This window comes from Enterobacter sp. WCHEn045836 (assembly GCF_003965585.1).
Taxonomy (GTDB): Bacteria; Pseudomonadota; Gammaproteobacteria; order Enterobacterales; family Enterobacteriaceae; genus Enterobacter; species Enterobacter dissolvens.
Genome location: NZ_RXPT01000002.1, coordinates 202,390 through 215,934, shown reverse-complemented (window position 1 = coordinate 215,934; position 13,545 = coordinate 202,390). Strand labels below are relative to the sequence as shown.

Annotated in this window: 5 protein-coding genes; all 5 read right to left on the bottom strand. The window is 56.4% G+C overall.

What is annotated here, in order from left to right:
* Positions 1 to 42: 42 nt before the first annotated feature.
* The 5 genes from EKN38_RS03395 to EKN38_RS03370 all read right to left on the bottom strand — a co-directional run bounded on the left by EKN38_RS03395 (position 43) and on the right by EKN38_RS03370 (position 13,442).
* Positions 43 to 720, bottom strand: coding sequence for a hypothetical protein (locus EKN38_RS03395; RefSeq protein ID WP_014833358.1), 678 nt, complete (start codon positions 718 to 720; stop codon positions 43 to 45).
* A 218-nt stretch (positions 721 to 938) separates the two neighbouring features.
* On the bottom strand, positions 939 to 1,205 hold the full coding sequence (locus EKN38_RS03390) for a hypothetical protein (protein ID WP_014833359.1): 267 nt from the start codon (positions 1,203 to 1,205) through the stop codon (positions 939 to 941).
* A 386-nt stretch (positions 1,206 to 1,591) separates the two neighbouring features.
* Positions 1,592 to 1,894, bottom strand: coding sequence for a hypothetical protein (locus tag EKN38_RS03380; RefSeq protein ID WP_014833360.1), 303 nt, complete (start codon positions 1,892 to 1,894; stop codon positions 1,592 to 1,594).
* Complete coding sequence (cdiA, locus tag EKN38_RS03375; protein ID WP_238540746.1) at positions 1,881 to 11,786, bottom strand: contact-dependent inhibition effector 16S rRNA endonuclease; 9,906 nt, start codon at positions 11,784 to 11,786, stop codon at positions 1,881 to 1,883. The genes EKN38_RS03380 and cdiA overlap by 14 nt, the downstream gene beginning before the upstream one ends.
* 9 nt (positions 11,787 to 11,795) lie before the next feature.
* A complete protein-coding gene (locus EKN38_RS03370) occupies positions 11,796 to 13,442 on the bottom strand; it encodes a ShlB/FhaC/HecB family hemolysin secretion/activation protein (RefSeq protein ID WP_014833362.1) in 1,647 nt (548 codons plus the stop codon).
* Positions 13,443 to 13,545: the final 103 nt, after the last annotated feature.

Here is a 13,545-nt window from a genome sequence, read left to right as displayed (position 1 = left end):
TAACATCCCGGTTTTAAAACCGGGACTATTTTTATACAAATGCTATTTCTTCAGCAAGCGCGGGAGTTGATTATTTAATTCAATGATACACGCATCCATATATTTCTGGGTTTCAACAGTCACCTTCTTATAATTATCACGTTCCCACTCTGACAGATTCGCTTCCACAGGAACGGGGGAACATTCAGCTACAGTATACGCGGAAAACATATTCCCACCCTCAGGTTTCTTATAGAACAGCACTTTATATTTCAACTGATAAACGGGAGTGGTTGCTGTAGCATCTTTAAAAATCAATGCCCAGGTAGCATGGCCAATATGGAGTTGTTCTTTATAAACATAACCGCTGGATTGGGAGTCCATCCACTTACTGATACTTTTCTTTGCACCTTGAGCGAGGTAGGTATCAGTAGGGTTTTTGATCGACTCGATGATTTCCCCTTTATAATTTTCTTTATCAAAACTGCTGGGTTTTATATTTCCGGTTAACACAGACAAAACGGCCAACCCTTTTCCTACAGCGTTATGAGTCGGAGTAACTACGCGTAGTGAATTATCTGCGATACGGTTATTATTAAGATCTGCCTGTGCTGACACAGCCATAATCTCAATTGAACTACCATTGGAAGAGGTTACTGTTTCAGGCTTTATTTTGCTGGCACACCCCGTTAGCGCTACAACGAATAGTAAAGTAGTTACTGTGAATGTTATTACTTTCATTTTCTTTCCTTGAGATAAAATAATGAAGGAGAATATCCTTCTGCTTGCTTACGCTTACCGCTCTTTCGTACTTAATTCAGGCCTAATTCGGCGTTTACCGCTTCCTGAAATATCCACGGCCGTTAAGGTCGACAATCTGTCAGTGATCCAGCGCAGATACGGGAACTTCGAGTAAAGCCTGACAGAACGCTCCCGGCTCGGTGGCCGGGATCATTCACTCAACGATACTGTTTAGGAATATTTTGTAACTGCCTATCTAAGAACCAGCTTTCTGGTTTATTTTTCTTTCTGAACCAGTTAGCACCACTGTCGAGCCATTTTTGTCTGTAGCGTTTGATCGACTCCAAATTCATATCTTCATACCCAAACTCAACACCACAACAGTCACATATGTCATAACTTGGTATTTGACCATCTTCCCCCCAAGGAGGATCTAGCTGTTCAGCGCCACATACTCGGCATACATAAAATTCATTATTGTGCATTAAAGTAGTCCAGGTTCGATTTGTATCCATGATCAACATGGGTACGGCTTAAACATTGTTTTAGGAACCCCATCTGCCGTTTTAACAGCAAAAGTATTTGTTGTTGGGTTGTAATACAACGTCTCCCCGTTAGAACGTGTTTTAGTAAACCTATCCGCCCCGCCGATATGCTCCTGTTTGTCCGCTGCAATGCTGACGTTACCGCCCGTCGAGAAGAAAATGCTGAAACTTTCGCTCTGGCCCTGCGCCTGAGCGCCAACTTGCTGGCAGAGGCATGATTCAGCACCGACACCCCGGTCACGGTCAGCATGGAACAAGGAAGTATGGTGATCGAGCCGGTTGGCTGACGGATAAAAGGATCCCGGCCCGGTGGCCGGGATCTCAATTTACTTCAACAAGTTAAGTAGTTCATCCATGATATGGGACGCATCTTGCTTATAACCAAATTCCCACTGTTTTTTCCAGTCCGAAGGACATCCTTCGGTTTCCCATTGAGATAAAGCAAGTGCGTTAATGATTTCTAACTCGAACCATATTTGTTCGTAATCCTCTTTATCCTTATTATTTTCAAACAATTCATCTAGTTGGGAGAGATCTTCCGCATAGCTGACAAACCTTGCGAAACTAGCTATGTCGCCTAACGAATTAAGCGCATATTCACAAATGACATCTTTCTTATTTGTTTCCATATTTAACCGTCACCACCCTTCCAGTTTCATTTGTTACCACTGATATTTTACTCTCAGGATCAAAATGTACTGTCGTGCCACCTCGACCAGGAGTTGATTGTCCATTTTTAATCGTATTTTCAACAACAGAAGGCGTAACCCCTCGATCCTGCATTCGGTCTAAGGCATGACCAGAATATTCCCTGTTACTGATCGTTGCTGGCTGGTTTCTGACTGGTTGATAAGACGGATTACTCGGCTGATTCATGGGATTACGTTTACTTCCCATAGGAAGCGTCGTATAAACTTCATCACTGGCTTTATTTATCAGCTTAGACGCTGTTTCAACATCCCCGGCCTTCAGCGCCTTTTCCGCCGCCTTGATCGTCTTACCCGCTACATCACCCGCACCCGGTATTAATCCGATTGCCGCAGCAAGATAATCCAGCGCCGTCTCAGCCTCGTGGAACCCTTTGATATCCCCGACTATCGGCACAAAATCCAGCCCCAGATTCGCCGCCTCATTCACTGCCTGACGACACGCTTCCGGGTCTTGCTTACACATGGCTTCTCTGGCGGCCTGGTATTTCGCTATCGTACCCGGTTTTTCTTTCTCCGCTGCTGCCAGAACATGCGCCAGCGCATTATTCTCAGCCGCATTCTTCCCACCCTGCCCGCCAGCAACCGCCGAACCCGTACTGTCTCCAGCAAGCCCGCCAGCCATCCCGGCTGATATCGTTGCCAGCGCACTGACCGTCTGCTTCTGCTCTTCACTCAGCGTCGATAAATCTTTGACGTCAGGGTACAGCATACCCGCTATCGCCTTCGCCGCAAGCTCACCGGTCGCCGCTCCGGCCGCACCCGCTGCTGCACTGTTTCCCTGCAGCGCCGCAACCGCACCGCCCAGGATGGCATGCGCAATGGTTTTCGCTGCCGTATTATTATCGATCCCCATGCCGTGACCAATACGATACGCCAGCTCCGGCGCCGATGCCCCTGCCAGTGCTGCCTTCAGGTCGCTGCCCGCCAGCCCCTGAAGCGCGGCCGTCGCCGCCTGGATACCCCGCTGCAGGTCGCTACCCGTTCCGTATTTTGCCGTCGTGGTCTTATACGCACCGGTCTCGCGCAGGGCATTCTGATATGCGGCTTTAACCTCGTCGCTGGCATCCGCCCCCGGCTCGGTTATCCCTTTCTCTGCAAGCTCTTTTCTGCCTGCGTTCAGCCCGTTTATTTCCCCCTGCGTGTTCGCAATATCCACCACCTGCGAGCCAATCTCACCAATCAACTGCACTTCCTGCAGGCGCTGCTGCTCCTTCTCCTTGTCAAATATCGGGCTGATGCTGCCGTTCGCATGTTCCGCATCGCGGCTCAGGTCAGCCACATCCTGCTTCTGGTTCTCCTTATCGCGGATGATGAGCGTCCCTTCGCTCACCGCCGCCTGTGTTGTCCCTTCCGCGTGACCGCTGTTACCGCCTCCGGCCAGCAGAGCGTTCGCCATATTCCCGGCAAACTGCTTGCCGATGCTGCCGCCCGAACTGATACCCGCGCCCTGATGCTCCGTCTTAAAATCCGCCTGGTTGTGGATATCGCTAAAGCCCAGCGTGCCCGTATCTAGACGGTTTTTATCCGCCGTCGCCGTGGAGGCAATCACCCCGCCGTCGAGCTGCGTATGGTTGCCCACCGTCACGTCAAACCCGCCGTTGCCTGCAAACAGCCCGCTCTGCTCCTGCACCGAGTCGTAGTCGCTGGTCATTTTGTCGCGGCTGACATTGATGCTGCCGGAGAAACCGCCTGCACCAAAGGTGTAACCCGCACCGCCGCTGACGCTGTTCTGCTTGCTGTTGTAGTGATCGCTGTCCTGGGTGCTGGCAATCGTCAGGTCGCGCCCGATATCCGCCACCACGGTTTCGCCGCTCACCTGCGCCCCGGCGATCGTCGCGTCGCGCCCGGTGTTGATGGTCACGCGGTTACCCGCATCCACCGTGGTCTCGTTCTGCCAGACACCGTTGCCCTTCTCGTGCCCCTTGCTGCTGTTTGCGTTCGCCGAGATGCTGATGCCCGCCCCACCGGAACCGACACCCACTCCAACACCCAGGCTGCCACCGCTGCTGCTGTTTTTACCCGTTGTCTGCTGCGTGTCCTGCGAGGCAATCAGGTTGACGTCCCGTGCTGCATCAAGCGTCACGTCCTTTCCGGCCTTAATCTGGCTTCCCGCCACGGTGATGTCGCTTCCGGTGGCTTTTATCGTGACGTTATTGCCTGCACTCAGGGAGCTGCCCGTGGTCGTTTCGCTCTCCATGTGCGATGAGGATTTGGACGACTGTGACCCAATCGACGCGCTGACGCCGATGGTGTTGTTATTGCGTTTGTCAGAGTCGCCCTTCACCTGATCCAGCGCCACGGCCTGTCCGGCCTGTACGCCTGACAGCGCCGCCTGCGTACCCTGCAGTGCCGCCAGACGTGAGTCGCTGCTCTGCTTCGCGCTCTGGGCCGTGGTGACCGCGTTATTCACCGCGCTCCCCGCCGCCCCGGACAACGCCACCGTCAGTCCGCTGCTCTTCTGCTCAAATTTCTCATCGCGGGTGCGTTTGTCATGCCCCGGCTCAATCACCATGCTGTCACCGGTCAGGCTGATATCCTTCTGTGCGATGATATCTGCCCCGCCGATATGCGCCTGTTTGCCCGCTGCAATGCTGACGTTGCCGCCCGTCGAGCCGACGGTGCTGAAGCTCTCGCTCTGGGTGGTACCCTGCTCGCGAAGATCGTGGGTGGACTTGCTGCTGCCGATGGTGAAGCCAATGCCGCCCGTGCCCATCAGGCCGGACTTTTTGGTCTCCTTAAAGCGCCAGGCCGTGTCGGTGTTGGTCGCCGCCACGATGTCCACATTGTTGCCCGCGGAAAGGGCCACATCGCCGTCGCCAGCGACCGCAGAACCTAACACCCGCAGGTTGTTACCCGCCGACACCGTTACATTGTCGCCGCTCAGCAGCGAGCCTTTCTCCCGTGTCGCGCTGTCTTCCTCGATGGTGTGGGTGGTCTTTTTGCTCAGGAAGCCGCTACTGGTTTTAGTTTGTTCCCGATAGCGGTAATCGCTCTCCGTCGCCGTCGTCAGATTTACGTCGCGGCCTGCCGCCACGCCAATATCGCCCTTCGCTGTCACGTCAGTTGCCTGCGCGGTTACGTCGCGCCCTGCGAGGATCACCGTATTCCCCCCGCTGGCAATCTCCGTACCCTGCTGACGTACAGATTCGTCAATGGCTGTTTTTTTCTTCGCCTGGCTGCTGGAGCGTTCCATCGACGCTTCCGCCAGCAGGTTCACATCCCGACCGGCCTGAATGCCCACATTGCCTTCCGCCGCTATCGCTGCCGCACGGGCATTCACGTCGTTACCCGCCTGCAGGGTGAGGTCACCGCCCGCGCTCAGGGTGCTGCCCTGATGCGTGACGGACGCCGTCTCCGTAGTCGCGCGGTTGCGCCCGGCACGTCCTTCGCTGGTCGCAATCTCGTTGGCGGTGATGTTGATATCATTCCCCGCCGCCATACCCAGGCTGCCACCCGCCGAGACGTTTGCGCCGGTCACGTTGATATCCTGTCCGGCGCGCATCGTCAGCCCGTCGGTGGCGGTGATGGAGGCCGTCTTGCCGACATCGGTGCCACTGAAATGCACATTTCCCGCATCGACATTCCACTGCTGTGCGCGGGTAATGTTGTTAATGCTGCCCGCGACGCTCTCCAGCCCTACCGTTTTGCCGCTGATGGTGGATCCGATGTTATTGATATCCCCCAGCGCGCTCAGGTTCAGCCCGCCGCCTGCGCTCAGCAGCCCCGCATTGAGGTTGCTCAGGCTGTTGCTGCTGTCGATTGATAGCCCATTCTGCGCCGCAATGGTACTGCCGCTGTTAATGACGTTCCCGCCCGCCAGCTGGACGTTATTGCCGCTAATCACGCTGCCGCTGTGAACGGTGACATCCTTCGGCGACAGGTAGACTTTCGGGATCATCACCGTCTGACCGTTGATGGTCGCTGACTCCCACCAGAGCATGCTTTTATCGAGCGCGGCAACCTGCTCAGCCGTAAGCGCCACGCCAAATTTCAGCCCCAGCGTTTTTTGTTGCTCTGCGGCGCTGTCCATCAGGTAGCGCATCTGATCGAGATCGGAGCCGATGCCGTTGATATAGCGGCTACCGGTCTGGTTCAGAATCGCGTTACTGACGTAACGGGTATCAAACGCCGCGTCGCCGAGGAACCGGTAGTCGCGATCCGGGTTCAGGCCGAGCCTGTCCAGGAAATAGGACGAGCCAAGGAACTGGTTCCGATCGGTGTACGCGCTGTTGGTTTCACGCGGTGTGGCACCGGGTGTTATGCCAAGCAGGTCATACAGTCCATTAAACAGGCTGTCGTCCATGTTGCCGAGGTCATCGAGCTTCGGGTTCACCGTAATCAGATACGGGCTATCGGGATCGGTGGAGGGGACAAAATAGCCGTTATTGCCGGACGGCAGCGGATAGTTACCGCTGCTGCCGTTTTGGTCGGAGAGTGATGAACCGCCGGAGATATCTTTCAGGGCGTCGGAAATATTCCCCAGTTGTTCAGACAGACGAATGTCTGCACTGCCACCTTGAGCCAGTAATTCACTGTTAAGACCCTTACCAATGGCTTCAGGCGTGAGTGTATTCAGCGTTGGGGTTTTAATCGTATTACTGAACTCACCCGCATTTGCAGTGACGTTAGTATTGCTGATATCACTCGTAAAGTTTGCACTGACGTTACCGCCAGCACTGATGACTGAGCGGTATATTCCGCCATCGGCCACAAATTCGGTTGTGCGTTCACCGAGGAGATAAGGCACCCAGCCATACCAGCCGTAGTCCTCATCAAACCAGCCCCAACTTCCGTCTGCATAGTGTGTCAGAGGTTCCCATTTACTGTCGTTGCAGTCCTGGTAAAACCACTCACAACGGTATTCAGCCTGAACGTAGGTTACGCGGCGTCCACCTTCGGCAGAGAGGTTATTTAGTGTCCCTCCCGTAAGAACGGCGTTACGTCCCGCAAGAATATGGCTGGCGCGGTTATCCAGCGTTCCTGCATTAACTATGATATCGCGTCCAGCTGCCATTCGGGCGGAACTGCCGGTGGCCGATACGGACACAACCGATTCACTCAGCAGGAATTGCCGGATATCTTCCCCTGTGAGGCGATAATCAACCCTGTCACTACACTGTCCACTGCCATTTGCGCCACTGCCGACGCAACGCTCATACCTGTCAAAAACAACCTTACTGCCATCATTTTTCCAGTCTTCAAGAAGGAGGACAAAATCCGAACGTCTGCCGTTGAGGTCATAACTAAAGTAGTGTTCATCTGCAGCAGGAATGGCATCCGGGTATTCCCGTTCAGACTGGCTGACAGTCAGGCCATCGGCTTCATTGAGTAAATGGCCGGTATTAACGGTGATATCACCGCGTGTGGTCTCAATCGTACCGGAGCGGTTAATAACTTCAGCGTTTGCCTCCCCGACTGCATTCTTCTGCATCCACAGGCTGTTACCGGCCAGAATGTCGCCGTAGACGTTATGAATACGGTCGGCATATAACATCAGGTTATTGCCCGCATAAATCAGCGCCGTGTTCAGCAGCGTACCGGCGGCCGTCATCATCAGACTACCCGCTGTACCGGTGAAACCGCTGACGGTGATGTTTTCACGTGAGGTAAGCTGTACATCTCCGCCCGCCTGAAGCGAACCAGAGGCATTGAGCAACAGGCTCTGCGCGTTGAAGGTACTGCTACCGTTCCCGATGGTGAGCGTACCGTTATTCGTTAACGCGCCGCCAGCACTGAGGGCAATGGCATTGCCCTGCATTACGCCGCTGTTCGTCATGGCATTCTGCGATGAGACAGACAGCGTTTTACCTGCAGCCAGGGTGCCGGTGTTAGCGAGCGCATTCACCAGTTTCAGCGTGGCATCGCCCAGGGAAACCACATCACCACGGCCGCTGTAATTTCGCACGTCGAGCAGCAGCTTATCCCCGCTGTAGAGCTTACCGCTCACGGTATTATCGAGAACGTCACCGTTTACCGTAAGCGAAGTGGTACCTAATACCGTTCCGCTGTTGGTTACGCTCTGGTAATTTGCCTGCAAATCAGCGCCCTGGAGTGTGCCGCTGTTATCAAGCGAGCTGCCGCGCAGTTCTGCGCGTGTCGTTGCGAGGACATTTCCGCCATTCACGGCGTTCACCACATCCAGCAGCAACCTCACCGCCTGAACCAGACCGCTGCTGCTGTTCTCCAGTTCCGGTGCGGTCAGCGTGAGTTTGCCACCGGAGAGCATTTTGCCGTCGTTCTGTACGCGGGTGGTGGCCTTCACCGAAGATTCCCCACCGCCCTGCAGCGTGCCCTGATTGTTCAGCGTGGCTGTCGATACCGTCAGCGCATTCTCGCTCAGCAGCACACCGCTGGCGGTATTGTTCAGCGCGCCCGAGGCATTCAGCGTCAGCGCTTCTCCCTGAAGCCGTCCGCTGTTAATGAGTTGCCCGGCGGTAACCGTGGTCGCTTTCCCCTGGATTTGCCCGGCATTCGTTGCATTGTCCGCATCAAGCGTCAGCGCGCCTGCGCTGAGCAGTTTTCCTCCGGCCTGGTTATTCAGCTGCGTAAGGGCGACCGAAAGCGCATCAACGCCGGTGATCTCGCCGCTGTTGTTCAGGGTACTGGCCCCCAGCGTGAGGTGTTTTGCAATCCACTGCCCGCTGTTTGCCAGCGTCAGTGCTGAGAGCGCCAGTTCTCCATTGGAGGTGATTTTGCTGCCCGTTGTCCCGGTAAGGGTGCTGACAATTTGCGCATCCAGTAAATTTTCTGCCTGGATCGCACCGCCGTTCGTAAGCGCCTGCGCATGAATAAGTACCCGTTTCCCCTGCCATTGCCCTGCGTTACGCAGATCGCCGCCCGTCACGGACAACTCGCCCGCGGTCAGCAACGATCCCGACGCGTCATTCACCAGCGTCAGTAATGGCGCCGCCATCTCCAGGCGCGCGGCCAGCGTCAGGGCGGCAATCCCGGTCAGCGTTCCGCTGTTCGTGATGGTGTCCTGATGCGCGGTGACGCGATTCCCCTGAAGCGTACCGCTGTTGCGCAGCGTCTTTCCGTTAAGCGAAAGGTCACCGGCCGACAACATATTGCCGCTGTTAACGGTATTGACCGCATTCAGCGTGCCGTTGCCCTGGCTCATCAGTTCGCCGGTATTGCTGAGTGTTCCGGCGGTCGTCACGTCAAGTGAGCCGGTCGCAAGGGAACTTCCGCGGTTATTCCAGTCAAAGGCACGGATGCTGACATCCTGTCCCTGGAGCTGCCCTGCGGTAGTCAGCGTGGTACCTGAAAGGCCGAGTTCTCCCCCCGTCAGCGTGCGGGAGCCTGTCAGTAAATTCAGGATCCCGGCGGTCAGTGATAATGCGCTATCGCCCTGTAACAGACCGGCACTTTCCAGACGATCGGCATTCAGCGTCAGGGTGTTGCCCACCATGCTGCCCGCACTGGACACCGACTGTGCCGTGATGCGGTTGGCCCCGTGAGCCAGCAGCATCCCCTCCGCGCTGTTCTTCAGCGTCTCGTAATCAATTGCCAGTGAAGCACCGCTCAGCTCGCCGCTGTTGGTCAGATTTGAACCAGAGAGAGAAAGCGCCGCGTCGCTGGTGATAATACCGGCGTTGTTCAGTTCAGAGAGGGAAAGCGACAGCGCCGCCGGGCTGTACAGCACGCCGCTGCTGCGGTTATCCAGCAGACGGGAAACCAGCGACAGCGTTTGTCCGGCGTGGATCAGACCACCGTTAATGACCTCAGGGCTGTCGATTGCAAGCGAGGAGGCCGTCAGAGTTCCACTGTTGCTGAAATGGCCGGTTTCAACCTTAAGCCCTGAGGCTGATGATTTTCCCGTGTGGTTGAGGCTGCTGTCAGCCTTCAGTGTCAGATTGCCTTTGGCAGCCTGAGTGCCTTCAAGGTTTGCGTTTTGCACGGCCACGCCCACGCTGTTGCCCTGCGTCTGTGCCGTGGCCGTGGTGTTGAGGCTGCGGCCCTGCACGGTAACGGCGCCACCGGCACTGGTTTCACCAGCAAGCGTGGTATCGGTGTTGTTCAGCGCCACATCCCCGTCGCTGTGGGTCACTGACTTTGCGCTGGCGGTGAACGTCTCTGCTGAGGTGGTAACCCCCCGGACACCGGAAAGCGCACCGCTGTTGACGATCTGCGCCGCGTTCAGCGTCAGCGTGTCATCGCTGATAAGCGCGCCGCTGTTGTTCAGGTTACCGCTCGCGGTTACGGTGGTTTTGCCTTTCGCGCCGGTCTCACCGGAAAGCGTGGCATTGCGTGCGCGGATATCCAGCGTGGAGGCGCTCTTCAGCGTGCCAGAGCTGGTGATATCCGTTCCGGAGACGGTCAGGCTGTTGCCCTGAACGGTGCCGGTATTGCTGAATTTACCGGTGTTAATCCGGGCATCCGCCACGGCGGCTAATGTGCCATTGTGCGCGAGGCTGCCCGCGCTGACGGCGAGAGAGTGTCCGGCGGTTGTGCTGCCTTTCAGTTGGCTGTGGCCAGACGTGGTAAGCGTGATGTTGCCACTGGCATTTGTTGTGCTGCGGCTCTCCTGCGTCAGGGTCTGCGCGTTAAGGGCAATCTCGGAAGCACTGAGATTTCCCTGCTGCACCAGTTCGCCACCCTTAACCGACAGCTGCTGCCCCGCCACAACAGAACCGTTAAGCGCCGCGTTTTTCTCAGCATTTACGACAAGATGACGACCCGCGCTTGCCCGGGCATCTGCACTCTGGATCAGGGTGGTCGCGGCAAGCGTAGCGTCATTTGCCGCCGTGAACGCACCGCCGTTTTGCGTCAGCGTGCCGCGGGTTGTTAACTGAAGGTTGTTATCGGCGGCAACGTGAGCCTGGTCAAGCGTCAGCGCCGTCTGGCCGGAGACCGTGACGTTGCCACCCGCTTTATGGTCCCCGCGTAACGTTACGTCCGCCGCGCTGACCGTGGTGCTGCCACTGGCAAGGGTGTCTTTCAGCACCACTTTTCCCGCGCTGCTGAGCGCAATATCTCCCTGTCGCGCGTTAAGGTTGCCCAGGTTTACGCCCACCCCCGTTTCACTGGAGACCAGACGGATCCGGTTAGCGTACATGCCGCCCAGCGCGCCGGTGTCCACCGCGACCTTCGGGGCGGTACCTTCACCTTTTAACGCACTGACGCTGCCATCCGCCGCTACGCGGTTCGCCCCTGCAACGACACGTAAATCTTTCGCATGCAGTTGCGCGTTGATCTCCGTCGCACGGGAGATGATCGACACAGCATCGCTCTGCGAGCCATTCAGGCCCGCGCCCTCGATGGTGACCGCACCCTGGGTTACATCAAGAGATTGCAGCTTACCGCTGACATCAAGCACCGGTTTACCCGTGGTGAGGGTCACATTCGGCGTGTTGATAAATCCGCAGCCGTTACAGGTGATACCGTAGGGATTCGCCACAATGACGTTCGCCGCCTTGCCGGCCACTTCGGTATAGCCCTGCAAATTCGAGCGGTTAGCGCCGGTGACTTCGTTGATGATGCCTTTGGCTTCCTGCCCGGCCTTCAGGTTGGGGTTATTCTGGATAAGCCCGCCAAGCTGAGTCTGGTTAAGCTGCCCGGTCGCGTTATTGAGGATCAGCCCCTCTTTCCCGACGTTGTAGTCGTTGTATTTGTTATGGGAAATACCGGACTGGTTCGGCGTGGCGATGTTCACCACCGGCACGCCGTTGGCCGCCTTGTCGATCTGCGTATTGCCGGACGGGGTGATGGATGCCGCCACCGCGGATAACAGCGGCTGCGTTGCCAGCAGAACGCTCAGTAACGCGCTCAGTGCGCGCTGTGAAAAACGAACCTGATCCTGTTTCATCATCCCTGTCCCTTAGAAAGCCACTGATACGCGGTAGTAAATCGTGAGGTGATCCGGTGCCAGCCAGTCCGGATACGCCATCGGTGTGCCAACGGTAAACTGGCTTGAATAGCCGCGATGAGCCGTCGTCAGACCAAACGCGGCGCCCCACAGCGTGCCGGAGGCGTAACGGTCAAAGCCGTCCTTCTTCAGCCAGCCACCGTCAACTGCCGCCAGCAGACCAACATCCCCCACCCACGGCAGCGTAAAGAGCGAATAATTGAGTTCATTTCGCCAGTAACCGCCGTTATCACCGGAGAGGTACTGCTCTTTGAAGCCGCGCACGGAGGCCTCTCCCCCCAGCGTCAGGCGCTCGCTGCCGTACAGCCGGTCCGGCGACCACTGAAAATAGACGCTGGTCAACAACCACAGCCCGTCAGCAACCGGGCGCTGAAAACTGCCGTTGACACTCCATTTGCGAAACTCGGCTTTCGGCACATCGCCATGCTTGTCGTTATCATCTTCGGCGCCAAACCACGGCACACCCTGAGTGAAGATCGAGTTCAGGGTCGCCACGCCGGAGGCGATTTTTTGCGTGTGGTTAAGGCCCAGGGAGAAACTTGAAAGTTTGCGGCTGCTGGTAGCCAGCAGAACATCGTCGAGATAGTTATGGTTGATGCGGTGGGTGATGCCCGCCGACACGCCGGTTTTGATATCGCCATTGCGGAACAGCACCCAGGAGCCATTCAGGCGGTGGGTTTCGGTGTCGCCCGTCGAACGCCAGAGCCAGCCGTTATTATCGATGGTGCTGAGGTAGTTGCTCCAGCTGTAGCTGTAGTCCAGCAAGCCGTAGCCATAAGGCACGCTGACCCCGGCGGCAAAATTCTGCGCATCATGGCTGTTCGAAAAATCGCTGCTGCGCCCGCCGCTGATAAACCACTTATCCGCCAGCCCCAGCAGGTTATTGCCGTACAGCGCGCCATTGAGTTGTCCGGTACCGGTACTCTTTTGCCCGCTGTTATCGAAACTCACTGAACCGCCGAGCGGGAATTCAGGCGAAGCCGTCAGATTAACGACAGAATAGCCCTGCCTGTCGCCGGGCAAAATTTCTATTTCAACCGGGGTCTGACGTACGCGATTGAGCTGCTCCATGCCCTGTTCGATATCGCGCAGGTTAAGAATTTTCCCTTCGAGGCCGGGGAAGGTCATGCTCAGCGTGCGGGCGGGAACCCCTTCAAGCCGGATTTGCTGGAGTTTGCCTTCCAGTACCGCGAGATGCAGTACACCACCAGAGAGATCCTGTTCGGTTAAAAATGCGCGGCTGGTGATATACCCCCGGCTGATATACCAGTCAGAGACGGCGTTGGTCAGGGCATTGAGACGCGCCATATCAAGACACTGGTTCACCCACGGCGCAACCAGGCGATCTCTGGCTAACGGAGAAACAAGGGTGGCGCCCGTCAGTTCGATACGCGAGATAACAAAACAGGGTCCTTGCGGGGTCGCGGTACTGTCGGGCTGAACAGGACGCGGTAATACCACGCTGCGCTCCAGCTCTTCACGCTGGCGCTGGTTTTCATCCAGAAGCTGCTGCTGTTGCTGCTGAATAGTATTACGGTCGGCCGGAGACAGGGGGGCCGCCTGCGCAGCACCTGCCAGCAAGGCCATGCCAGCCCACATAATATTTCTCGTCGTTTTCCCTGACACCCGCGCAACTCCCTGCATAAGTCCGTTTTCAAACTTGACTGTTAAAAAACGAGCAACTTATGTCAAAAGGTAACAC

Coding starts and splice junctions, on each gene's coding strand:
- EKN38_RS03395 (WP_014833358.1), bottom strand. CDS start 720: ATGAAAGTAATAACATTCACAGTAACTACTTTACTATTCGTTGTAGCG.
- EKN38_RS03390 (WP_014833359.1), bottom strand. CDS start 1,205: ATGCACAATAATGAATTTTATGTATGCCGAGTATGTGGCGCTGAACAG.
- EKN38_RS03380 (WP_014833360.1), bottom strand. CDS start 1,894: ATGGAAACAAATAAGAAAGATGTCATTTGTGAATATGCGCTTAATTCG.
- cdiA (WP_238540746.1), bottom strand. CDS start 11,786: ATGATGAAACAGGATCAGGTTCGTTTTTCACAGCGCGCACTGAGCGCG.
- EKN38_RS03370 (WP_014833362.1), bottom strand. CDS start 13,442: ATGTGGGCTGGCATGGCCTTGCTGGCAGGTGCTGCGCAGGCGGCCCCC.